Annotated in this window: 18 protein-coding genes; 15 read left to right on the top strand and 3 right to left on the bottom strand. The window is 61.7% G+C overall.

Translation table 11 applies throughout. The annotated features are described in order from the left end of the window. The first annotated feature begins 5 nt into the window (after nt 1–5). The 10 genes from rlmN (at nt 6) to PVV54_RS21645 (ending at nt 10,891) form a co-directional block, all read left to right on the top strand. Complete coding sequence (gene rlmN, locus PVV54_RS21690) at nt 6–1,151, top strand: 23S rRNA (adenine(2503)-C(2))-methyltransferase RlmN (protein ID WP_274907204.1); 1,146 nt, start codon at nt 6–8, stop codon at nt 1,149–1,151. Between the two features lie 9 nt (nt 1,152–1,160). Further along, the gene (pilW, locus tag PVV54_RS21685) at nt 1,161–1,922 is read left to right on the top strand and encodes a type IV pilus biogenesis/stability protein PilW (protein ID WP_274907203.1); all 762 of its coding nucleotides are present in this window, start codon (nt 1,161–1,163) and stop codon (nt 1,920–1,922) included. Further along, a complete protein-coding gene (locus PVV54_RS21680; protein ID WP_274907202.1) occupies nt 1,919–2,938 on the top strand; it encodes a RodZ domain-containing protein in 1,020 nt (339 codons plus the stop codon). Before pilW ends, PVV54_RS21680 begins: the two co-directional genes overlap by 4 nt. 3 nt (nt 2,939–2,941) lie before the next feature. Beyond that, nucleotides 2,942–4,051, top strand: coding sequence for a flavodoxin-dependent (E)-4-hydroxy-3-methylbut-2-enyl-diphosphate synthase (gene ispG / locus PVV54_RS21675; protein ID WP_274907201.1), 1,110 nt, complete (start codon nt 2,942–2,944; stop codon nt 4,049–4,051). A gap of 24 nt (nt 4,052–4,075) precedes the next feature. Then, nucleotides 4,076–5,365 (top strand): histidine--tRNA ligase, encoded by a 1,290-nt coding sequence (gene hisS / locus PVV54_RS21670; protein WP_274907200.1) that lies wholly within the window; start codon nt 4,076–4,078, stop codon nt 5,363–5,365. A gap of 39 nt (nt 5,366–5,404) precedes the next feature. Continuing rightward, nucleotides 5,405–6,046 carry a tetratricopeptide repeat protein gene (locus PVV54_RS21665; RefSeq protein ID WP_274907199.1) on the top strand — a complete coding sequence of 214 codons (642 nt, stop codon included), beginning with the start codon at nt 5,405–5,407 and terminating at the stop codon, nt 6,044–6,046. Between the two features lies 1 nt (nt 6,047). After that, nucleotides 6,048–7,190, top strand: a complete 1,143-nt coding sequence (bamB, locus tag PVV54_RS21660) for an outer membrane protein assembly factor BamB (protein ID WP_274907198.1) — start codon at nt 6,048–6,050, stop codon at nt 7,188–7,190. A 117-nt stretch (nt 7,191–7,307) separates the two neighbouring features. Next, complete coding sequence (der, locus tag PVV54_RS21655; RefSeq protein ID WP_274907197.1) at nt 7,308–8,771, top strand: ribosome biogenesis GTPase Der; 1,464 nt, start codon at nt 7,308–7,310, stop codon at nt 8,769–8,771. 192 nt (nt 8,772–8,963) lie between these two features. Further along, nucleotides 8,964–10,112: a pyridoxal phosphate-dependent aminotransferase gene (locus PVV54_RS21650; RefSeq protein WP_274907196.1), complete on the top strand. Its 1,149-nt coding sequence runs from the start codon at nt 8,964–8,966 to the stop codon at nt 10,110–10,112. Further along, on the top strand, nt 10,100–10,891 hold the full coding sequence (locus tag PVV54_RS21645) for an amidohydrolase (RefSeq protein WP_274907195.1): 792 nt from the start codon (nt 10,100–10,102) through the stop codon (nt 10,889–10,891). The genes PVV54_RS21650 and PVV54_RS21645 overlap by 13 nt, the downstream gene beginning before the upstream one ends. 110 nt (nt 10,892–11,001) lie before the next feature. Here PVV54_RS21645 and PVV54_RS21640 read toward each other — a convergent pair whose 3' ends face one another. Both PVV54_RS21640 and PVV54_RS21635 read right to left on the bottom strand, forming a co-directional pair. Beyond that, nucleotides 11,002–13,557, bottom strand: coding sequence for a sulfite reductase flavoprotein subunit alpha (locus PVV54_RS21640; protein ID WP_274907194.1), 2,556 nt, complete (start codon nt 13,555–13,557; stop codon nt 11,002–11,004). A 102-nt stretch (nt 13,558–13,659) separates the two neighbouring features. Next, nucleotides 13,660–15,951, bottom strand: coding sequence for a TonB-dependent receptor (locus PVV54_RS21635; protein ID WP_274907193.1), 2,292 nt, complete (start codon nt 15,949–15,951; stop codon nt 13,660–13,662). Between the two features lie 221 nt (nt 15,952–16,172). Here PVV54_RS21635 and PVV54_RS21630 point away from each other — a divergent pair, with 221 nt between their 5' ends. Together PVV54_RS21630 and PVV54_RS21625 are read left to right on the top strand one after the other, a co-directional pair. Further along, nucleotides 16,173–16,853, top strand: coding sequence for a Fe2+-dependent dioxygenase (locus PVV54_RS21630; protein ID WP_274907192.1), 681 nt, complete (start codon nt 16,173–16,175; stop codon nt 16,851–16,853). Between the two features lie 3 nt (nt 16,854–16,856). Next, entirely contained in the window at nt 16,857–17,615 is a 759-nt protein-coding gene (locus tag PVV54_RS21625; protein ID WP_274907191.1) for a tetratricopeptide repeat protein, read from the top strand. 121 nt (nt 17,616–17,736) lie between these two features. Here PVV54_RS21625 and PVV54_RS21620 read toward each other — a convergent pair whose 3' ends face one another. Then, nucleotides 17,737–18,900: a type III PLP-dependent enzyme gene (locus tag PVV54_RS21620; protein ID WP_274907190.1), complete on the bottom strand. Its 1,164-nt coding sequence runs from the start codon at nt 18,898–18,900 to the stop codon at nt 17,737–17,739. A gap of 504 nt (nt 18,901–19,404) precedes the next feature. Here PVV54_RS21620 and PVV54_RS21615 point away from each other — a divergent pair. The 3 genes from PVV54_RS21615 to PVV54_RS21605 all read left to right on the top strand — a co-directional run bounded on the left by PVV54_RS21615 (nt 19,405) and on the right by PVV54_RS21605 (nt 23,411). Next, nucleotides 19,405–19,890, top strand: coding sequence for a sigma-70 family RNA polymerase sigma factor (locus PVV54_RS21615; protein ID WP_274907189.1), 486 nt, complete (start codon nt 19,405–19,407; stop codon nt 19,888–19,890). Between the two features lie 20 nt (nt 19,891–19,910). Further along, complete coding sequence (locus PVV54_RS21610; protein WP_274907188.1) at nt 19,911–20,873, top strand: FecR family protein; 963 nt, start codon at nt 19,911–19,913, stop codon at nt 20,871–20,873. A gap of 108 nt (nt 20,874–20,981) precedes the next feature. Further along, nucleotides 20,982–23,411, top strand: a complete 2,430-nt coding sequence (locus tag PVV54_RS21605; RefSeq protein ID WP_274907187.1) for a TonB-dependent siderophore receptor — start codon at nt 20,982–20,984, stop codon at nt 23,409–23,411. Nucleotides 23,412–23,466: the final 55 nt, after the last annotated feature.

The raw sequence follows: 23,466 nt of genomic DNA, 5'->3' as shown, positions 1-23,466 counted from the left end.
AATCCATGACGACATCTACCGGCAAAATCAACCTGTTGGGGCTGACCCTGCAGGAAATGGAACAGTTCTTCGACTCGATCGGGGAGAAGCGCTTTCGTGCCGGTCAGGTCATGAAGTGGATTCACCATTTTGGCGTCGACGACTTCGCCGCCATGACCAATGTCGGCAAGGTCTTGCGCGAAAAGCTCGAGGCCGTTGCCGAGATTCGGGGCCCGGAAGTGGTCAGTGAAGACATTTCCGCCGACGGCACCCGCAAGTGGGTGGTCCGCGTTGCCTCTGGCAGTTGCGTAGAAACCGTCTACATCCCCACCGACGACCGCGGCACCCTCTGCGTTTCGTCGCAAGCCGGCTGTGCGCTGGACTGCAGTTTCTGCTCCACCGGCAAGCAAGGCTTCAACAGCAACCTCACTGCCGCCGAAGTGATCGGCCAGGTGTGGCTTGCCAACAAATCCTTCGGGACCGTACCGGCCAAGATCGACCGCGCGATTACCAACGTGGTCATGATGGGCATGGGCGAACCCCTGCTGAATTTCGACAATGTCATCGCCGCCATGAAGATCATGATGGAAGATCTGGGCTATGGCATTTCCAAACGTCGCGTCACCCTGTCCACCTCGGGCGTGGTGCCGATGATCGACGAGTTGGCCAAGCACATAGACGTGTCGCTGGCCCTGTCGCTACACGCACCGAATGACGAGCTGCGCAACAAGCTGGTACCGATCAACAAGAAGTACCCGCTGAAGATGCTGCTCGAATCGTGCATGGGCTACATGTCGACCCTGGGCGGCAAGCGTGTGCTCACCATCGAATACACCCTGCTCAAGGACGTCAACGACCAGCCTGAGCATGCCGCGCAGATGATCGAACTGCTGCGTGACGTACCGTGCAAGATCAACCTGATCCCGTTCAACCCGTTCCCTCATTCGGGTTACGAGCGCCCAAGCAATAACGCGATTCGCCGCTTCCAGGACCTGCTGCACCACGGTGGTTTCAACGTCACCACCCGCACCACCCGTGGTGACGACATCGATGCGGCCTGCGGCCAGTTGGTCGGCCAGGTCAACGACCGCACCCGCCGAAGCGAGCGCTACATCGCCGTGCGCCAGCTGGCTACAGACGCCGAGCTGCAAGACAGCGCCGCGCGTCACTGAGTCACCGCCATGAGCCTGCGCGCCGCGCTGTCGATCCTTGCGCTTTCGCTGCTGGCCGGCTGCGTGTCGGGCGGTGCGAGCGACCCCTTGGCCAGCCGGCAGGGGCGCGAGGCGGCCGGGCAGGCGTACGTGCAGCTTGGGCTGGGTTATTTGCAACAAGGTTTGACCGAGCAGGCCAAGGCGCCATTGGGCAAGGCGCTGACGCTAAACAACACGGACGCTGATGCCCACGCGGCACTGGCCTTGGTGTTTCAGGCCGAAGCTGAGCCCTCGTTAGCCGAGACCCACTTCAAAAAAGCACTCTCTGCGCGCCCGAACGACACGCGAATTCGCAACAACTACGGCAGTTTCCTATATGCTCAGCAACGTTTTGCCGAAGCCGAGCAGATGTTTCGCCTTGCCAGCGGCGATACCCTGTATCCTGAGCGCTCGCGGGTGTATGAGAACCTTGGCCTGACCGCTCTGAAACTTGATAATCGCGACCAGGCACACGCTTACCTGACCAAGGCACTGCAGCTCAACCAGCGGCAGCCCAGGGCGTTGCTGGAAATGGCTGAGTTGTCCTACGAAAGCAGGCATTATGTGCCGGCCCGGGATTACTACGATCGTTTCAGCCAGTTGAGCGAACACAGCGCCCGCAGCTTGCTGCTGGGCAGCCGCCTTGCCCGGGTGTTTGACGAGCAGGGCACACTGGCCGAGCTGGGCCAGCAATTACAACGACTTTATCCCGGTACGCCGGAATATCAGCAATACCTGTCGGAGCAACGATGAAAGCCGCGCATCCCGAAGTAGCAGCAGCGACTGGCCAGAACCCCGGTGAGCTGTTGCGCCAGGCCCGCGAAAAACGGGAGTGGTCCCAAGCCGAGGTGGCTCGCAAGCTCAACCTCACCGTAAGTTCGTTGAACCACGTGGAAACCGGTGCCTTCGACAAGCTGCCAGGGCATACCTTCGCCCGTGGCTATATTCGCGCCTACGCCAAGCTCATGGACTTGGACCAGGCCCCGTTGGTCGAGGCTTTCGACAAGTACACCGGCACCCACGCCAAGGGCAGCGATGTTCATTCGTTGGGCCGCATCGAAGAGCCGGTGCGCCTTTCGCACAATATCCTGCGCGGTGTCAGCCTGTTGCTGCTGGTGGCCGTGGTCGGTGGCAGCTTTGTATGGTGGCAGGACCAGACCAGCCTGCGTGGCAAGGACCTGGCCAAGATTGCCCTGGAGCATGTCGAAGTCGAAAGTGCCGATGGCACCACCCAGATTCACCCGCTTGACGAGCCTGAAGATCAGGCCGTGACCGCTGGCCAACAAGCTGAAAGCGCACCGCTGCCATTGGAGCAGGCGCCGGTTGAGTCGGTAGCCCAGGCCACCACCGAGCCCGCTCCGGCCGCCGCTGCGCCAGCAACCGCACCGGTACAGGCCGCGCCCGCACCGGCCAGCCAGCCACCCGCTCAAGTTGCTGCCCCTGCGCCTGCCGCACCAGTGGCACCGGTTGCCAGCGTGCCCGCGGTTGCCGCCGCTGAGCCTGCCGCACCTGTAGCGGTGCCAGCTGGCAGTGCCAAGGTCGCCATCCAATTTACCGCCGATTGCTGGACTCAGGTCTCTGATGGCAACGGCAAGGTGCTGTTCAGTGCCATCAAGCGCAAGGGCGACAGCCTGGAGCTGACCGGCAAGCCGCCGTTTGCGGTACGCCTGGGCTTTGCCCGCGGCGCCCAGGTCAGCTACAACGGCCAGGCCGTCGATGTTGCCCCGTTCACCAGTGGCGAAACCGCTCGCCTGAAGTTGGGACAGTAAGTCATGCACGGCGAATCTCCGATCAAACGTCGCGAATCCCGCAAAATCTGGGTCGGTAATGTGCCGGTGGGTGGTGATGCGCCCATCGCGGTGCAGAGCATGACCAACACCGACACCAACGATGTCGCCGCCACCGTGGCGCAGATCCAGCGCCTGGTCGATGCCGGCGTGGACATCGTGCGCGTTTCGGTACCGGACATGGACGCTGCCGAAGCCTTCGGCAAAATCAAGCAACTGGTCAGCGTGCCGCTGGTCGCCGACATTCATTTCGACTACAAGATTGCACTGCGCGTGGCCGAGCTTGGTGTGGATTGCCTGCGTATCAACCCGGGCAACATCGGCCGCGAAGACCGTGTGCGTGCGGTAGTCGATGCCGCCCGTGACCGCGGCATCCCGATCCGTATTGGCGTAAACGCCGGTTCGCTGGAAAAAGACCTGCAGAAGAAGTATGGCGAGCCAACCCCGGCCGCACTGGTTGAGTCGGCCCTGCGGCATGTGGAGCACCTGGACCGCCTGAACTTCCAGGACTTCAAGGTGAGCGTGAAGGCTTCCGACGTGTTCATGGCCGTCGAAGCCTACCGCCTGCTGGCCAAGCAGATCATCCAGCCGTTGCACCTGGGTATCACCGAAGCCGGTGGCCTGCGCTCGGGGACGGTGAAATCTGCCGTTGGCCTCGGTATGCTGCTGGCCGAAGGCATTGGCGACACCATTCGCATTTCGCTGGCGGCCGACCCGGTCGAGGAAGTGAAAGTCGGCTACGACATCCTCAAGTCGCTGCACCTGCGTTCGCGTGGCATCAACTTCATCGCCTGCCCGAGTTGCTCGCGGCAGAACTTCGATGTGGTCAAGACCATGAACGAGCTGGAAGGGCGCCTTGAAGACCTGCTGGTGCCGCTGGACGTCGCGGTGATCGGTTGCGTGGTCAATGGCCCCGGCGAAGCCAAGGAAGCCCATGTGGGGCTGACCGGTGGCACGCCGAACCTGATCTACATCGACGGCAAGCCGGCGCAGAAGCTGACCAATGACAACCTGGTCGATGAGCTGGAAAAGCTCATCCGCCAGAAAGCGGCCGAAAAGGTCGAGGCCGACGCGGCGCTGATCGCCCGCGGCTGACACACAGATTCGTAAGGACTTTTCGTGAGCAAATCGCTGCAAGCCATCCGTGGCATGAACGACATCCTGCCAGAGCAGTCGCCGCTGTGGCGCTACTTCGAGGGCACCGTGGCCGGCCTGCTGGATACCTATGGGTACAGCCAGATCCGTACGCCGATCGTCGAGTTCACCGAGCTGTTCAAACGCTCGATCGGCGAAGTTACCGACATCGTCGAAAAAGAGATGTACACCTTCGAGGACCGCAACGGCGATTCGCTCACCCTGCGCCCTGAAGGCACCGCAGCCTGCGTGCGCGCCGTACTCGAGCATGGCATCACCGGTAATGGCCAGGTGCAGAAGCTGTGGTACATCGGCCAGATGTTCCGCCACGAGCGCCCGCAGAAGGGCCGCTACCGCCAGTTCCACCAGATTGGCGTGGAAGTGTTCAACCTGGACGGCCCGGACATCGACGCCGAACTGATCATGCTGACCTGGCGCCTGTGGGGCCTGCTGGGCATCCAGGATGCGGTCAAGCTCGAACTGAACAGTCTGGGCACCAGTGAAGCCCGTGCCCGCTACCGTGACGCGCTGGTCGAGTTCCTCTCGGCGCGCCTGGAGCAACTCGATGAAGACAGCCAGCGCCGCCTGAAGAGCAACCCGCTGCGCATCCTCGACAGCAAGGACCAGAACACCCAGGCGGTACTTGTTGGCGCACCGAAGCTGGAAGACTACCTGGACCAAGAGTCCCGCGTGCACTTCGAGGGCCTCAAGGCCCGTCTGGACGCGGCCGGCATTCCGTTCGTGATCAACACCAAGCTGGTGCGTGGCCTGGATTACTACAGCAAAACCGTGTTCGAGTGGGTTACCGACAAGCTCGGCGCCCAGGGTACCGTGTGTGCCGGTGGCCGTTACGACGGCCTGGTCGAGCAGATGGGCGGCAAGCCGACCCCGGGCGTTGGTTTCGCCATGGGTATCGAGCGCCTGATCCTGCTGCTGGAAACGCTCGGCAAGGTGCCGGAGTCCATCAACCGTCAGGTTGATGTGTACCTGTGTGCCTTCGGCGAGCAGGCCGAACTGGCTGGCCTGAAGTTGTCCGAGCGCCTGCGTGACCGCCTGCCGAACCTGCGCCTGGCGGTGAATGCCGGTGGTGGCAGCTTCAAGAGCCAGTTCAAGAAAGCCGACAAGAGCAACGCGCTGTTCGCCCTGATTCTGGGCGACGACGAGCTTGCCAACAACGTTGTCGGCGTGAAGCCCCTGCGTGGCCAGGGCGAACAACAGAACATTGCCTGGGATGCTCTTGCCGAGCACCTGGAAACCGCGGTCGCGCAAGCGTAACGCGGTTCAACAAGCGAATAGGCGAAAAGGAGTATTGGGGTGTCGAGTACCGATGATGATGACCTGGCAGGGGTCAAGGACTGGTGGAACCGCAACGGCAAGCCGCTGCTGACCGGTGCCCTGCTGGCCGGTGTTGTGGTGTTGGGCTGGAATACCTGGCACAAGTACCAGAACAACCAGTCGCAAGGTGCCTCGGCGCTTTATCAGGCGCTGCTGGAAACCAGCCTGACGCCGACCGGCCAGCCTGACGCGACCAAGGTCGCCGAGCTGGCTGGCAAGCTCAAGAGCGAGTTCGGCGGTACGCCGTACGCCCAATACGGCAGCCTGTTCGTGGCTAAGGTCGCAGTCGAGAGTGGCAAGCTTGACGACGCCGCAGCCGAGCTGAAAGGCGTGCTGGACAAGCCGGCCGATGCCACCCTGGGCGAAATTTCGCGCCAGCGCCTGGCCCGCGTACTTGCGGCCCAGAACAAGGCCGAAGACGCACTCAAGCTGCTTGATGGCGATGCCGACAAGGCCTTCCTGGCCAGCCGTGAAGAATTGAAGGGCGACCTGCTGGTGCAGCTGGGTCGTGCCGACGATGCCCACAGCGCATACGAAAAAGCCAAGGCCGCGCTGTCTGACGACGCCGCAGTCGGTGGCCTGCAACTGAAGCTGGACGACCTGGCCAAAGGGGACGCGTGACGTGATCGGTTGGAAACAAGCAGCAGTGCTGACCCTGGCCGTACTGGCCGCAGGTTGCAGCAGCAACAGCAAGAAGGAACTGCCCCCGGCCGAGCTGACCAAGTTCACCGAGGAAGTGGTGCTGAAGAAGCAGTGGAGCCGTTCGATCGGTGACGGCCAGGGTGAAACCTACAATACCCTGGTTCCGGCTATCGAGAACGACCGCATCTACGCCTCCGACGTCAACGGCGAAGTGTTCGCCCTCGATCGCCTGACCGGCGACGTGGTGTGGAAGAAAGACCTGGAACTGCCCGTGTCTGGCGCCGTAGGCGTTGGCTATGGCCTGGTCATGCTTGGCACGCTCAAGGGTGAAGTCATCGCGCTGGATTCCAGCACCGGTGAAGAGCGCTGGCGCTCTCGCGTTACCAGCGAAGTACTGGCGCCGCCTGCCAACAACGGTGACGTTGTTGTGGTGCAAACCCAGGATGACCGCTTGATTGGCCTGGATGCCGCCACCGGCGACCGCCGCTGGATCTACGAGAGCACCCCGGCGGTGCTGACCCTGCGTGGCACCGGCGCGCCGATCGCGACCAACCGCCTGGCCGTCGCTGGCCTGTCCACCGGCAAGGTGGTGGCAGTGGACATCAACAATGGTGTGCCTGTGTGGGAAAGCCGTGTGGCCATCCCGCAAGGCCGTTCTGAGCTGGACCGTGTGGTCGACATCGACGGTGGCCTGCTGCTGTCGGGTGAAACCCTCTACGTTGGCACCTACCAGGGCCGCGTAGCGGGCCTGGACCTGGAAAGCGGCCGCGTGCTGTGGCAGCGTGATGCCTCCAGCTACGTGGGTGTCGCCCAGGGCTACGGCAACGTCTACGTGAGCGAAGCTTCGGGCACGGTTGAAAGCGTTGACGAGCGTTCTTCCAGCGCCCTGTGGACCAACGACTCGATGGCTCGCCGTCAGTTGTCGGCGCCGGAAGTGTTCTCCAGCTACGTGGCGGTAGGTGACTTCGAAGGTTACTTGCACCTGCTTAGCCAGGTCGATGGCCGTTTCGTCGGCCGTGAGCGTATCGACAGTGATGGCCTGCGCGCCCGCCCATTGGTGGTCGGTGACACCATTTATGTCTTTGGCAACAGCGGCAAGCTCGAGGCACTGACCATCCGCTGAAGCTATGCTTGAAGCCTTGGCGGGCTTCAGGCTGCGGCGCATGATGCGCCGCCCGAACTCCGGCCGCTGCCTTGCAGCGGCCTTTGCATTTTCAAGAATTCAAGAGTGGAGAGCCGCATGGTTCCCGTAATCGCCCTGGTGGGACGGCCGAACGTCGGCAAATCCACCATGTTCAACCGCCTGACCAAAACCCGCGATGCCATCGTCGGTGACTTGTCGGGTCTGACCCGTGACCGCCAGTATGGTGATGCCACCTGGCAGGGTCGTTCGTTCATCCTGATCGACACGGGTGGTATCACCGGTGACGAAGTGGGCATGGACGAGAAGATGGCCGAGCAGTCGCTCATGGCCATCGAAGAAGCCGACTATGTGCTGTTCCTGGTCGACGCCCGCGCCGGTATGACCGCCGCTGACCAGATGATTGCCGAGCACCTGCGCAAGCGCAACAAGTCGGCGATTCTGGTCGCCAACAAGATCGACAACATCGACGCCGACGTCGCCCGCGCCGAGTTCTCGCCGCTGGGCATGGGCAACGCCATTCCGGTGGCTGGTTCCCAGGGCCGTGGCATCAATGCACTGATGGAATCGGTGCTTGGTCACATTCCGCGTGATCAGGTCGAGGAGGCACTGGACGCCGAAGTCGCCGAAGGCGAAGAAGCCATACGTATTCCAGGCCCGAGCGAAAAGGATGGCATCAAGATTGCCATCATCGGCCGCCCGAACGTGGGCAAGTCCACCCTGGTCAACCGTATGCTCGGCGAAGAGCGTGTGGTGGTGTATGACCAGCCGGGTACCACACGCGACAGTATCTACATCCCGTTCGAGCGCGATGACGAGAAGTACACCTTCATTGATACTGCCGGGGTGCGCAAGCGCGGCAAGATCCACGAGGAAGTCGAGAAGTTCTCGGTGGTGAAGACCCTGCAGGCGATCAAGGACGCCAACGTGGTGATCTTCGTCATGGACGCCCGCGAAGGCGTGGTGGACCACGACCTGAACCTGCTGGGCTTCGCGCTTGAAGCCGGCCGCGCCATCGTTATCGCCCTGAACAAGTGGGATGGCATGGAGTCGGGCGAGCGCGACTACGTGAAGACCGAGCTGGAGCGCCGGCTGTTCTTCGTCGACTTTGCCGACATTCACTTCATTTCTGCCTTGCATGGCACTGGCGTGGGCCACCTGTACAAGTCGGTGCAGGCCGCGTTCAAGTCGGCGGTTACCCGCTGGCCGACCAGCCGCCTGACCCAAATCCTTGAAGATGCGGTCAGCGAGCACCAGCCACCGCTGGTCAACGGCCGACGTATCAAGCTGCGCTATGCCCACCTGGGTGGTGCCAACCCGCCGTTGATCGTGATTCACGGTAACCAGACCGACAAGATTCCGAAGTCGTACTCGCGTTACCTGGAGAACACTTACCGCCGTGTGCTGAAACTGGTCGGTACGCCGATCCGTATTGAGTACAAGGGTGGTGAGAACCCGTATGAGGGTAAGAAGAACACCCTCACCGATCGCCAGGTCAACAAGAAGCGCCGCTTGATGTCGCACCACAAGAAGGCCGAGAAGAAGCGCCGCGACAAGCGCTGATTCCGCGTTAACTTCATCGCGGCTAAAGCCGCTCCTACAGGGGCAGTGCAGCACCTGTGGGAGCGGCTTCAGCCGCGATGAGGCCGGTTGACCCAGCGCAATCCCTTATTGTTTCAACCTTTTTCCTGACTGCTCGATCCGCTATGCTCGGTCTCCATCCCGTGCCGGATACACCCCAGGAAAGAGGGCTCCATGATTCGCAGCAAACTGCCGAACGTCGGCACGACCATCTTCACCACCATGTCCCAGCTCGCCGTGCAAACCGGCGCGCTCAACCTTTCGCAAGGCTTCCCCGATTTCAATGGCCCGCAGGCGCTGCTCGATGCGGTTGGCCGCCATGTAGCCGCCGGGCATAACCAGTATGCGCCGATGACCGGTTTGCCAGCCCTGCGTCAGCAAGTGGCTGCCAAAGTCGAGCGCCTGTATGGCGCCAAGGTCGATGCCGATCAAGAGGTCACCATCACCCCCGGTGCCACCGAGGCAATCTTCTGCGCTATTCAAGCAGTGATCCATGCCGGTGACGAGGTGATCGTCTTCGATCCCTGCTACGACAGTTACGAGCCTTCTGTAGAGCTGGCCGGCGGCCGCTGCGTGCACGTACAGCTCAGCGATGGCGATTTTCGCATTGACTGGCAAAAATTCAGCGATGCATTGAGCCCGCGCACGCGCATGGTGATCCTCAATTCGCCGCACAACCCTAGCGGTGCTCTGATTACCCGCGCAGACCTCGACCAACTGGCCCAGCTGATTGGCGACCGGGACATCTACCTGGTCAGTGACGAAGTGTATGAGCACCTGGTCTATGACGGTGTGCGCCACGCCAGCGTGCTGGCCCATGAGGCGCTGTATCAGAAGGCCTTCGTGGTCAGCTCGTTCGGCAAGACCTACCACGTGACGGGCTGGAAGACTGGCTACGTCATTGCACCACCGGCTTTGAGCGCAGAACTGCGCAAGGTGCATCAGTACGTCAACTTCTGTGGCGTTACGCCGCTGCAATGCGCGCTGGCCGACTTCATGGCCGAGCACCCGCAGCATCTGGATGAGCTGCCGGGCTTCTACCAGGCCAAGCGTGATCTGTTCTGCGACCTGCTCGAAGGCTCGCGCTTCACCTTCACCCGCACGGCGGGTACGTACTTCCAGCTGGTGGACTACTCGCAGATCCGCCCCGACCTGAACGATGTCGAGATGGCATTGTGGCTGACCCGCGAACATGGCGTGGCAACCATCCCGGTGTCGGTGTTCTATCAGCAACCCATCCCCGAGCAACGCTTGGTGCGCCTGTGCTTTGCCAAACGAGAGGAGACGCTGCGCCAGGCAGCGGAAAAACTATGCGTGATCTGAGTGCACTGCCCAACCTGAAAATCGCCCTGGTCCAGACCACGTTGGCCTGGCATGACCGCGATGCCAATTATGCCCACTTCGAGGTGCTGCTGGACCAGGCGGGCGATGTTGACCTGGTGATCCTGCCCGAGATGTTCACTACCGGTTTTTCCATGGAGTCGCAGAGCCTGGCAGAGCCGGAGAATGGCCCGACCTACAAGTGGCTGAAGGCCCAGGCCAAGCGCATCAATGCAGTGGTGACCGGCAGCGTGATCATCCAGGCCGCTGATGGCAGCCACCGCAACCGCCTGCTGTGGGCGAGGCCGGATGGCGAAATCCTGCATTACGACAAGCGCCACCTGTTCCGCATGGCCGGCGAACACAAGCACTACACCCCCGGTGAGCGTCAGGTTCAGTTCGAATTGAATGGCTGGCGCATTCGCCCGCTGATCTGCTACGACTTGCGCTTCCCGGTGTGGAGCCGCGATGCCCAGGACACAGACCTTTTGCTGTACACCGCAAACTGGCCAGCAGCACGGCGCCAGCACTGGAACCGTTTGCTGCCAGCGCGGGGTATCGAAAACCTGTGCTTCGTGGCAGCGGTGAACCGGGTGGGCACCGATGGCAAGGGCTTTGCCTATTCGGGGGACAGCCAGGTGCTGGACTTCCAGGGTGAAAGCCTGCTGAGTGCGGGGGAGGCAGATGGGGTGTTTACGGTGGTTTTGCGGGCGGCGGAGTTGGCGGCTTACCGGACGCGGTTCCCGGCGAACCTGGATGCGGATACGTTTGAACTGCATTGACAGCCTGTGCCGGCCTCATCGCGGATAAATCCGCTCCTACAGGGAACGCATTTTTCCTGTAGGAGCGGATTTATCCGCGAGAGGCCGGTCCTGCTCAAATCAATTCCGAATCAATAGACATCCCGCCGATACCGCCCATCCTCGATCAGCTGCTGCACGGCTTCCTCACCCAGCATCCCGTTAAGCGCCGCATCCACCCCGGCAGCCATGCCTTGCAAACTGCCGCAGACATACACGCACGCGCCATTGGCAATCCAGCGCTTGAACTCATCTGCCTGCTGCAGCAATACATCCTGCACATACACCTTCTCGGCCTGATCCCGCGAGAACGCAAGGTCCAGCCGTGCCAGGTCGCCGTTTTCAACCCAGCCTTGCAGTTCTGCGCCGCACAACAGGTCTTGCGCCCGATTGCGCTCACCGAACAACAGCCAGTTGTGCTGTTCACCGCTGGCGATGCGCGCCCGGATCAGGCTGCGCAGGCCGGCAAGGCCAGTGCCGTTGCCGATCAGGATCATTGGCGCAGCGGCATCTGGCAGGTGGAACCCGCTGTTGCGGCGCAAGCGAAGGCTGACGGTGCCACCAACCGGGAGGTATTTGGTCAACCAGCCGGACCCAAGGCCCAGGTGGCCATCCGCGTGGCATTCCTGGCGTACGATCAGTTCCAGCACGCCGTCGCTGGCAATCGAGGCAATCGAGTACTCACGGCTGCCAATCGGTGCCAATGCATCCACGACAGCTTGCGCATGTAGCCCGACCAGATGCTCCCGGTGGGTTGGCAGTTGGCGGCCTGCCAGTGCCTGGCCCAGTGTTTCGGTCAGCCCGTTGACCTGCACCGAGGCATTGGCATCCAGTGCCATGTGGTTGAGGAACGTATTGATGCGCGGCTGGCCATTGAGCGGCAAAATCTCGACCAGGTCGCCGGCTTCCCAGCTTGCAGGGGCCTCAGGGCGCAGGCCAAGCAAGTAGACCGGTTGGCCTTGGCTACCGGGGTTGAGCAGCTCGCGGCTGATCAGGCTCCAGTTGCCAAAGCTTGGCGGTTGCCATGCCGCGACGGGCTGGGCACCGGTGAGCTGCGCGATTTCCTGCTGCCATTGTTGCAGGGCCGACGCGTCGGCGTTGTCCACTTCCACCGGGCTGAACGCGCTGCTGGCACCGCGCTCACCGAGCCACGCCTGAAGGCGGCGCGCAAAGCCGCAGAAATGCGGGTACTGGCGGTCGCCGAGGGCAAGCACGGCATAGCTGAGGTTGTTCAGCGCCCAAGGTTGGCCGAGCACTTTGCGTTCGAAGCCCCGTGCACTGTCGGGGGCCTCACCGTCACCGAAGGTGCTCACCACGAAAAGGGCGCGGCGGGCCTGGCGCAGGTCGTCTTCACCCAGCTCCGCCAAGGCACGTACTTGCACCGGTAAGCCGGCAGCCTGCAACTGGCCGGCGCTTTGCCAGGCCAGTTGTTCGGCAAAACCACTTTGGCTGGCAAAGCCGATCAGCCAGCTGTCAGCGCCAGCATTGCCACCCGTTACGGTACCGCGTGCGGCACGTACCTGGCGTTTCTTGCGGCGGCGGTCAAGGTACAGCAGCCAGCCGGTGACGAAGAACAGTGGCATGGTCAGGCTGGCGATAGTGACGATGATGCGCCCCGGCATGCCGAAGTATTCGCCTACGTGGAGTGCGTACACGCTTTGCAGCAGTTGCGCCTTGAAGGACTTGTCGATGTAGCGATCGTGGCGCTTCACCTGGCCAGTGGCCGGGTCCAGCACCAGCGTATTGAACGCGCGCGGGTGTGCAGCGTCGTCCAGCAGGTAGAACAGGTTGGCGGGTTGGCCACCTGCTGGAGGCAGGCGCAGGTTGTACATCGCCAGGCCCGGCCCGGCGGCCGCCTTGAGGTTGGCCCAGATGGCGTCGTAATCAACTACCAATGGTGGGGCATTCTTGTCGACCTGCTGCGGCCCGTGGCGGCCACGGCCTTCACCACGCTTCTGCTGCTGGCCGGCTGCGGGTGCATCGGCCAGCAACTTGTTCAGGCCTTCGCGGTACCATTCGTAGGACCAGAACAAGCCGGTGAGGGCAAACAGAAGATAGAACAGCAGGCACCAGGTACCTGCCACGGCATGCAGGTCCCAATTGAAGGCGCGGCCTTTCTTGGCCCAGTCGAAGGTCAGCCACACGCGCCAGTTCAAAGCCTTGCGCGGCCAGCGCAGGTAAAGGCCCGACAGGCAGAAGAACACCAACATCAAGGTACAGGCACCGGTGATCTGCCGGCCGGTGTCGCCCATGGCAAGGAAGCGGTGCAATTGCAGCATCAGGTTGAAGAAGCCTTGCCCGCTGGCTTGGCCTTTGAGTTCACCGGTGTAAGGGTCGGCATAACGCAACTCGCCACGGCGTTCACCGGGTGGCGGTGTGAAGAAGACCCGAGCCGCGTTGCCTTCACGCACATCGACCCATAGCATCGACACTTTGTCGCCTTGCTCTGCCTCGACTCGGCGAACCAGCTCGGCAGGTGGCAATACACCCTCCTGGCGTACTTCGACCTTGAGCACATCGGCGTTGAACGCACGCAGCAGTTCTTCCTGGAACGAATACAGCGCCCCGGTGATACCCATCAAGGCCAGCACCAGGCCGGCCGTGATGCCAAAGAACCAGTGCAATTGGAACAACGTCTTCTTCAACACATCGATCACCTTGTCTTGCTGCCGCACACTGCGCGGGGTGCATTATGCCTTGGTACACAAAAGCCCCGCTCATGGAAATGAACGGGGCTTGGGGGTGTTGCTTTAGAAGTGAACGCTGGTGGTCAGCAGTGCCGTGCGCCCGGCCGCCTGGTTGGCGAAGTGGGTGGAGAAGGCCTTGTCGTAATACACCTCGTTGGTCAGGTTCTGTACGTTAAGTTGCAGGTCGACGTTTTTGGTCAGCTTGTAAGCGGCCATAGCGTCGTAACGCACATAACTGTCAACCATGGTGGTGTTGGCCACGCTGCCGTACACGTCGTCGACGTAGAAGGCGCCACCGCCTACTGTCAGCTTCGGCGTGATCGCGTAAGTGGTCCACAGGCTGGCGCTGTTGTTCGGAGTGTTTGGCAGCTGATTGCCATCGTTGGCTTTGCCCAGCGGGCCGCCGTCGATCTGGCGGGCCTGCATGTAGGTGTAGCCGGCGAACACTTGCCATTTGTCGGTGATCTTGCCGCTGGCCGACAGTTCGATGCCCTGCACGCGGGTTTCGCCGACGTTTTCGTAGGTGGTGGTATCCACCTGAACGCGGGCGTTTTCCTTCTCGGTGCGGAACAGCGCGGCAGTCAGGGACACGCGCTCGTCGAGCAGATCCCACTTGGTGCCAATTTCATAGTTGGTGGTTTCTTCCGGCTCCATGTCGCTGCTCAGCAGGTTGCCGTTGCGATCGGTGCTGCCGCCCAGTGGGTTGCCTTCGGTTCCTTCACCCAGCATCGAGCCTGGCGGGGTGGCAGAAGTGGCGTAGGACACGTAGATGCTGCCGTTCTCGGCCGGCTTCCACACCAGGCCCAACTGGCCGGTGACGAACTCGCTGACATCCTTGCCTTTGGCGGTAGTGGCGCCGGCTGCGGTGTAGGTCTTGTAGTCGGTGTCGAAGTGGTCGTAGCGCAGGCCCATGTTCAGCAGCCAGTCCGGCGTCAGTTCGAGGGTGTCGAACACGTAGATCGCGCGGGTCTTGCTGTTGGTGGTGGTGCCGGCGTAGTTGCGGGCAATGCTGCCGCTCCACGGGTCATCCGGGTTCGGGTTGCTCAGCGAGGTGCAGTTGTAGCCGCTGGTGGCGCCGATCATGCTCGGGGTGCAGTTGGTGTTGGCTGCGCCGCCTGGCACGGTGTCGGTGTTGACGGTGTAGGACGAGCGTTCGCTTTCTTCACGGCTCAGCTCGATGCCGGTGGAGAAGCTGTTCTTCATGCCGCCCACGTAGAACTCGCCAAACAGGTCGGTCTGGTTGGTGGTGGTGGCGGTGTTGCCAACGCGGGTGTTGGCGCGGCGCCATACGCTGCCGTTGTTGACGTTGCCCTTGCTGTCGTCCGGCTGGGTGAGGATGTAGTCCTGCATGCTGTTGCCGTGACGCAGGGTGTTCTTGATGGTCAGCGAGTCGGTCAGGTCGTGTTCCACGGCGATGGTGGCGATGTCCACGCGGCTCTTGCGGAAGTCGCGACCGGTCAGGCCGTAGAAGTTGTCGCTGTCACCGCCGTCGTACGGCTTGCTCGGATGCGCCGAGGTACGTGCGCCGCTGCCACCGGTCGGGATGGTGTAAGGGATGCCCGAGTCCGGCAGGTCGTCGCTTTCCAGGTGGTAGTAGTCAAGGTTGACGCGGGTCGGCGTGCCCAGGCCGAAGGCCAGGGACGGGGCGATACCCCAACGGTCGTAATTGACTTTGTCGCGGCCGGCGACGTTGCTTTCGTGGGTCATCAGGTTCAGGCGGCCGGCAACGGTGTCGCTGAACTGGTAGTTGCCATCGAAGGTGTAGCGTTGGGTCTGGTCACTGCCCCAGGTCCAGGCACCGTCCAGTGAGTTGCCCAGGTGGGCGCGTTTGCTCACCAGGTTGATGGTGCCGCCTGCGGCGCCACGGCCACCGATGGCCGAGTTGGGGCCCTTGGCCACTTCCACCGATTCGATGGCGAAGATTTCGCGGGTTTGTGCGCCAGTGTCGCGCACGCCGTCCAGGTAAGTGTCACCTTGGGCATCGAAGCCACGGATGAACGGGCGGTCGCCTTGCGGGTTGCCGCCTTCGCCGGCGCCGAAGGTAATGCCTGGCACGGTGCGCAGGGCGTCCTGCAGGGTCAGGGCGTTGGTGTCCTTGATCACTTGCTGCGGGATAACGGTGACCGAGCGCGGGGTGTCCACCAAGGGTGCGGTGTACTTCTGCGAGGCAGCTTTCTCGACTTTGTAGTCGGTGCTGGCCTGTTCTGCCTTGCCGTTGACGCTGGTGGCGTCGAGGGTGATGGCGCTATTGGCGGCCGGGTCGGCGGCATAGACGGACGAAGCGCTGAGGGCGACGCCGATGGCCGAGACGATCAGGCGTGGTGAGCTGACTGCAGATGGTACGTTGATACGCATTGTTGTAGACCTTCCCCAAGGTGTGAAGGCCGCGGAGCATAATGTAACCGATTGTAAGTCACAATTGAGAGTGGTTACCATTTGACAGAAATTTACAATCTTTACAAATTCTCTTTACGATTTAACACTGCTGAAACGTCTTAAGCGCAGAAGGGGCTTGTGCGGCGTAAAATGGAATCAATATCATTGGCGCCTTAACATTTCTTGACGGTGCCGTCGCCATGCTGCTTCACATTCCCGGTTTGTTCGACGCTGACGAACTTGCGCGCATCCGCGATGCCCTGGAGCAGACTGACTGGGCCGATGGCAAGGTTACGGCCGGTTATCAGTCGGCCAAGGCCAAGCACAACTTGCAGCTGCCTGAGGGGCATGCGCTGGCCAAGGAGATCGGTAGCGCGCTGATCGACCGGCTATGGCAAACCCCGCGTTTCATGTCGGCGGCGCTGCCGCACAAGGTGTTCCCGCCGCTGATCAACTGCTACCGCGAGGGTGGTAATTTCGGTTTTCACATCGACAATGCACTGCGCCAGCCCAAGGGCAGCCCGGAACGGGTGCGTACAGATTTGTCATCCACGTTGTTTCTCAGCGACCCGGACAGCTACGACGGCGGCGAACTGGTGATTCAGGACACCTATGGCGTACAGCAGATCAAGCTGGCAGCAGGCGACTTGGTGCTGTACCCCGGCACCAGCCTGCACAAAGTCAACCCGGTGACCCGTGGCGTACGCTATGCCGCGTTCTTCTGGACCCAGAGCCTGGTGCGCGACGACGGGCAGCGCACGCTGTTGTTCGAGATGGACAATGCCATCCAGCAACTGACTGCCGACGTGCCGGAACACCCGTCGCTGTTGCAACTGACGGGCACTTACCACAACCTGTTGCGTCGCTGGTCTGAGGTTTGAGCTGTGTCGTATCAATTGCGTCGTGAAGAAGTGGTAGATGTGGCTGGCCTGAAGGCCATGTTGGAGCATAGCCCTGGCCAAGCCGCCCAGGCGATTTTGGCGGCAGCAGGGCAGGGCGTGGTTGAAGCGCAGTCGCTGCTGGGGCAAATCCTGCTGGACGGGCGCGGTATCGAGCAAGATGCCATCGTCGCCCGGCGCTGGTTCGGTATCGCTGCTCAGGGGGGCAGCGCCATGGCCCACAACATGCTCGGGCGTTGCCTGGAGCATGGCTGGGGCGGGGAGGTGAACCTGTCCCAGGCAGCCATCCAGTATGCCTGTGCAGCCGATGCTGGCCTGGATTGGGGCCTTTACAATTTGGGTAACCTGATGGCTACCGGTCGCGGCGTGCCGGAAAATCAGGCCCAGGCGCTGATGTGTTATGAAAAGGCCGCGCAGATGGGCCATGCCAAGTCGATGAACATTTACGGGCGCTACCTGGAGCAGGGTATTGCCACGGCGCCAAGCCCGGTGCGGGCGGTGCGCTGGTATCGGCGTTCGGCCGAGGCAGGGGACTTCCGTGGGATGTTCAGCCTGGGGTTGGTGCTGGTCGAGCGCGGGGAGATGGCTGAAGCCGGGCGCTGGCTGGAGCAGGCGCGGGTGGAAGGCAACCTGAATTTTCTGCGCAGTGCGTTGGTGACGTTGCAGGGGGCCGGGCCGGTGTTGATGGCGTTTGCGCAGCGGTATGCCGAGCAGTTGGAGCAGGTCGAGCGCAGTGCTTTGTAATTGATGGGGCTGCTCCGCAGCCCTTTCCGACCGGTCCGGCGTCCCGGCAAGGCCGCTCCCACACCGGGCCGGTGGTGGCTGTTTGGCAAAAAAAAACGGGGCCTTGCGGCCCCGTTTTGCATTACAGGTAGAACGCCTTCAGCGGCGGGAACCCGTTGAATTCCACCGCGCTGTAGCTGGTGGTGTAGGCGCCGGTCGACAGCCAGTACAGGCGGTCACCGATGGCCAGGTTCAGCGGCAGGCCGTACTTGTAGTTTTCGTACATGATGTCGGCGCTGTCGCAGGTTGGGCCGGCAATGACCACTTCTTCGGCTTCGCCTTTCTTCTCGGTCCAGATCGGGAACTTGATGGCTTCGTCCATGGTTTCGATCAGGCCGGAGAACTTGCCCACGTCGGTGTAGATCCAGCGCTCGACGGCAGTACGCGATTTACGCGCCACCAGCACCACTTCGCTGACCAGAATACCGGCGTTGGCAATCAGCGAACGGCCCGGCTCCAGGATGATTTCCGGCAGCTCGTCACCGAAATCTTCCTTCAGGAAGCGAATGATCTCTTCGGCGTAGGTTTCCAGGCTGTTGGTACGGGTGATGTAGTTGGCCGGGAAGCCGCCACCCATGTTAATCAGCTTCAGCTCGATGCCGTCTTCTTCCTTCAGGCGCTCGAAGATTACCTTGACCTTGGCGATGGCGGCGTCCCACACGCTGATGTCACGCTGCTGGGAGCCGACGTGGAACGAAATGCCGTAAGGCACCAGGCCCAGGTCGCGGGCGAGGATCAGCAGGTCCATGGCCATGTCGGTCTGGCAGCCGAATTTACGGGACAGTGGCCAGTCGGCAGTGGTCGAGCCTTCGGTCAGGATGCGTACATACACCTTGGAACCCGGCGCGGCCTTGGCGATGTTGCGCAGGTCGGCTTCCGAGTCGGTGGCGTACAGGCGCACACCTTTCTCGTAGAAGTAGCGGATGTCCTTGGACTTCTTGATGGTGTTGCCGTAGCTGATGCGGTCGGCGCTGACGCCGCGGCCCAGCACTTTGTCCAGTTCGTAGATCGAGGCGATGTCGAAGCTCGAACCTTTCTCTTTCAGCAGGTCGATAATCTCGACGGCGGGGTTGGCCTTGACCGCGTAGTAGACCTTGGCGAATTCGAAACCGGCGCGCAGGTCGTCATAGGCCTGGCTGATCATCTGGGTATCGATGAGTACGAACGGGGTTTCTTGCTTGTCGGCGAACGCCTTCATTTTCTGGAAGGTGTCACGCGCGAAATAGTCTTCGACCTGGATCGACATGCTCAGGGACTCCATGGGCAAACTGAAAAGATAAGTGGCTGCAACTGAACGTCCTCCGTATCCCCACTTTGGTTCGCCTACTCAGTACTTGAGCCGGATGGATCGTTTCCAGCATGGACGTTCGGCGCGCACTTTAGGGCGTGAAGAATGCAGAATCAACAGGCAATCCCGGCGTGTTGGCCGTGGATCGACGCCCTGTCAGTTGAATAACCGACTCGTGTGACTGGCAGATGTTCCCCTGGGGTTCGCAAGCGTAAAAAATTGTGGAATGGACCGTATGAGGGACATCGCGGATGAATCCGTTCCTACGGGCCTTGCGCGTTTACTGTAGGAGCGGATTCATCCGCGATGGCCCTAAAGGTGTTCATATTTATGGCCACAGTAACCAGTACTCCCGTCCATCAATTTCCGCATAAATTTTTTGTTACCGATCGGCGGAATTGCTCCATTTGATGAGAACCATTACTATTCACGCCCTCATCCGCCTCCCTGACGACCCAGACCGTGTCCGGACACAAAGGCTTCCTCGACCATTACCATGAGCTGATCGGCACCTGGACGCGCAAGTTGCGCAGTCGTCAGCAGGCCGAGGACCTGGCCCACGATGCGTTCGTGCGGGTACTGGAAAACCCGGCCGGGCAGGTCGAGCAGCCACGTGCGTATCTTCACCAGACAGCCCGCAACATTGCGGTGGACGGTTTTCGCCGTGAAGACCGGCGTCAGGCCTTGGCACTGGAAGCTTTTGACGAAGGCACGGCCAGCAGTGGCGACCCCGAAGCCTACGTGCATGCCCTTGAGCTGGCCGACAGCGTCGAGCGGGCACTGGCCGAGCTGCCGGTCAATTGCCGCCGGGTGTTCATCTGGCAGAAGCTCGAAGGCTTGAGCCAGGCCGAGATTGCCGAGCGCATGGGCTTGAGCAAGAACATGGTCGAAAAGTATATGATCCGTACGCTGCGACATCTGCGTGAGCGCCTGGATGTGTCGGCATGACGAGTCAGGAGACCACTTTCATGAAACAGCACGGTATCGATACCGTCCGCGAGCAGGCGGCCGAATGGTTTGCCCGCGTGCAGGATGCGCCTCGCGATGCCGGGTTGCAGCTGCAGTTGCACGCCTGGCTGGATGCCGACCCGCTGCACCGTGAAGAGTATGACCAGCTTGGGCGGCTGTGGGCCGCCGCCGACTTGATCCCCGCCCAACGCCTCGAAGCCCTCTGCCAGCCCGAGCCGGTGCGTCAATTGCCACGTCGGCGCGTGCTGCGCCAGGCCCTGGCCGCCAGCGTTGCGATGCTGGCACTGGGGCTTGGTTGGGCAGGCTGGAAGTACCAGCAGTTGAATCATCAACTCACCTTGCAAACCGCATTCGGCGAGCGCCGGCAGGTGGTGTTGCCGGACGGCACGCAACTGGACCTTAATGCCGGCACGCAGTTGCAGGTTGACTTCACCCCGGGGCGGCGGCACATCCAGCTGTCTACCGGCGAGGCCATGTTCAGTGTGGCCCACGACAGCGGCCGCCCGTTCGTGGTCGATACTGCACAGGGCAGCGTCACCGTGACCGGCACCCGTTTCGACGTCCGCCTGGACCCATCGCTGACCCGCGTTGCGGTGGAGCAGGGTTCGGTGCGCGTGCAGGGCAAAGGCGACTCGCTGGCCCAATTGGCTGCAGGCCAAGGGTCGCAGATCGATGCGCAGGGCAAGGTGGCCACCCCTTATGCAGTAAACGCTGCGGCATTGACCGCCTGGCGCCAGGGCAAGCTGGTGTTTGAAAACGCCACCCTGGCCGAAGTGGTGGCCGAAGCCTCGCGTTACCGCAGCCAGCCGCTGCGCGTGGCGCCTGGCAAGGTCGCACAGCTGCGCTTGTCGAGCACCTTCAACACCGACGACACCGATGCCCTGTTGCGCGCATTGCCGAGCATCCTGCCGGTCGCCATCAAAGCTCATGAAGACGGCTCACGCGAAATAATCGCGAAATAGATTCAGGTTTTTTTCCGCTCGTTCGTCTTCCCCGCCAGCTGCAACTGCCAAGCATTTCCATTTGCATGCGGTTGGCGTTTATCCCGTACTTCAGGATGTCGTGACGACGTGAACAACAAAAAACCTTTTCCACGCATGAGCGCGCTGGCGCTGGCCCTTGCGGTCAGCACCATGGCTATCCACAGCCAGGTTGCCCAGGCTGCCACCGCCATCCAGATCCAGGCCCAGCCATTGGCTTCGGCGCTGAGCCAACTGGGCCAGCAAACCAACCTGCAGCTTTTTTTCAGCCCAGAGCTGGTGGCGGGCAAGCAGGCGCCTGCGGTGTCTGGCCAGCTTTCGCCAGTTGAAGCGCTGCAGCAACTTTTGCAGGGCAGCGGGCTGACCTACGAAATGTCGCAGGACACCGTGGTGGTAAAGCCCCTGCCGACCACCCTGGACCTGGGCAGCGGCAGCCTTGAGCTGGCGCCCACCGACATCAAGGTGGTCGGTGACTGGCTGGGCGATGCCGACCAGGCGGTGGTGCAGAATCACCCCGGCGCGCGTACCGTGGTGCGCCGCGAGGCTATGGTGGAAAAGGGCACGATGAACGTGCGCGATGCGCTGCGCGGCATCCCCGGCGTGCAGGTGCAAGACTCCAACGGCACCGGTGGCAGTGACCTGTCGCTGAACGTGGGTGTGCGTGGCCTGACCTCGCGCCTTTCGCCGCGCTCGACCGTGCTGATCGACGGCATCCCGGCAGCATTCGCGCCCTACGGCCAGCCACAGCTTTCGATGGCGCCGATTTCCTCGGGCAACCTCGACAGCATCGACGTGGTGCGTGGTGCAGGCTCGGTGCGCTATGGGCCGCAGAACGTGGGCGGGGTGATCAACTTTGTCACCCGGGCGATCCCCGAAAAAGCCTCCGCCGAGTTGTCCACAACCCTGGAAACTTCCCAGCGCGGCGGCTGGAAGCACACCGAGTCGGCGTTCGTCGGCGGCACTGCCGACAACGGCATGGGTGTTGCGTTGTTGTATACCGGCGTGAACGGTAATGGGTACCGCGAAAGCAACAACGGTAACGACATCGACGACGTCATCCTCAAAACCCACTGGGCGCCGACCGATGTCGACGAGTTCTGGCTCAACTTCCATTACTACGATGGCCGTGCCGACATGCCTGGTGGCCTGACGCAGGCACAGTACGACAGCAACCCTTACCAGTCGCTGCGTGACTACGACTATTTCGCGGGCCGCCGCAAAGATGTGTCGTTCAAGTGGCAGCGCCAATTGGACGATGCCACCCAGTTCGAGGTGCTGACGTACTACACCGACAGTTTCCGCGGCAGTGCCATTGCCGCGCGCGACATGCAGACGCTGTCGTCGTACCCGCGCAATTACCACACCTTTGCCATCGAACCCCGTGTGTCGCGCATCTTCTTCGCCGGCCCCACCACTCAGGAAGTCAGCGTGGGCTACCGCTACCTGAAGGAGGCCATGCGTGAACAATCGACGCGCCTGGGCCTGGTGGACAACGTGCCGACGCCGGTGCCGGGTTCTGACGGTCACGTGTTCCAGGACCGCAGCGGCGGCACCGAAGCCAGCGCTTACTACATTGACGACAAGATCGATGTCGGTAACTGGACCATCACCCCGGGCATCCGCTTCGAACACATCAACACCGACTGGCGCGATCGCCCGGTCATCGGCGCCAATGGCCGACCGGTACCCGAGAAAAACCGCAGCATCACCAGCAACGAACCGCTGCCGGCACTGAGCGTGATGTACCACATCTCCGATGCCTGGAAACTGTTCGCCAACTACGAGACCTCGTTCGGCAGCCTGCAGTACTTCCAGTTGGGCCAGGGCGGTGTCGGTGACAGCACCGCGAACGGCCTGGAACCGGAGAAGGCCAAGACTTATGAAGTGGGCACGCGTTATGACAACGGCAGCTTTGCCGGTGAGCTGACCGCGTTCTACATCGACTTCGACGATGAACTTCAGTACATCAGCAACGATGTCGGCTGGACCAACCTTGGCGCCACCAAGCACCAGGGTATCGAAGCGTCGGTGCGTTACGACCTGGCAGGCCTGGACCCGCGTCTTGAAGGGTTGTCGGTGAACGGTGGCTACACCTTCACCCGTGCTACTTATGAAGGTGAAATCCCGGGCTTCAAAGGCCGTGACCTGCCGTTCTACTCACGTCAGGTGGCCACTGCCGGTGTGCGTTATGCGATCAACCGCTGGACCTGGAACCTGGACGCCTACGCCCAATCCAAACAGCGCGCGCCGGGCACCGGGATCAATGCCGATGGCAGCTTCAATGGTGACTACTTCACCGAGCCGAGTGCCGATGGGCAGTACGGTGATATTCCGGGATACGTGACCTGGCATGCCCGTGGCGGGTATGACTTTGGGCCGCAGATGTCCAACCTGAAGCTGGCGGCAGGGGTGAAGAACCTGTTCGACAAGCAGTACTTCACCCGGTCCAGTGACAATAACGCGGGCATTTATGTGGGGGAACCGCGGACGTTCTATGTGCAGGCCAGTGTAGGGTTCTGATACTGCGTCGCCTCCATCGCGGATGAATCCGCTCCTACAGGGAAGCGCTGTAGGA

The sequence above is a fragment of the Pseudomonas sp. PSKL.D1 genome, from assembly GCF_028898945.1.
GTDB lineage: Bacteria > Pseudomonadota > Gammaproteobacteria > Pseudomonadales > Pseudomonadaceae > Aquipseudomonas.
This window is presented reverse-complemented; position numbering and strand designations above follow the sequence as displayed.

Coding starts and splice junctions, on each gene's coding strand:
- PVV54_RS21610 (WP_274907188.1), top strand. CDS start 19,911: ATGAAACAGCACGGTATCGATACCGTCCGCGAGCAGGCGGCCGAATGG.
- PVV54_RS21630 (WP_274907192.1), top strand. CDS start 16,173: ATGCTGCTTCACATTCCCGGTTTGTTCGACGCTGACGAACTTGCGCGC.
- rlmN (WP_274907204.1), top strand. CDS start 6: ATGACGACATCTACCGGCAAAATCAACCTGTTGGGGCTGACCCTGCAG.
- PVV54_RS21680 (WP_274907202.1), top strand. CDS start 1,919: ATGAAAGCCGCGCATCCCGAAGTAGCAGCAGCGACTGGCCAGAACCCC.
- PVV54_RS21635 (WP_274907193.1), bottom strand. CDS start 15,951: ATGCGTATCAACGTACCATCTGCAGTCAGCTCACCACGCCTGATCGTC.
- PVV54_RS21645 (WP_274907195.1), top strand. CDS start 10,100: ATGCGTGATCTGAGTGCACTGCCCAACCTGAAAATCGCCCTGGTCCAG.
- pilW (WP_274907203.1), top strand. CDS start 1,161: ATGAGCCTGCGCGCCGCGCTGTCGATCCTTGCGCTTTCGCTGCTGGCC.
- PVV54_RS21650 (WP_274907196.1), top strand. CDS start 8,964: ATGATTCGCAGCAAACTGCCGAACGTCGGCACGACCATCTTCACCACC.
- ispG (WP_274907201.1), top strand. CDS start 2,942: ATGCACGGCGAATCTCCGATCAAACGTCGCGAATCCCGCAAAATCTGG.
- der (WP_274907197.1), top strand. CDS start 7,308: ATGGTTCCCGTAATCGCCCTGGTGGGACGGCCGAACGTCGGCAAATCC.
- PVV54_RS21620 (WP_274907190.1), bottom strand. CDS start 18,900: ATGTCGATCCAGGTCGAAGACTATTTCGCGCGTGACACCTTCCAGAAA.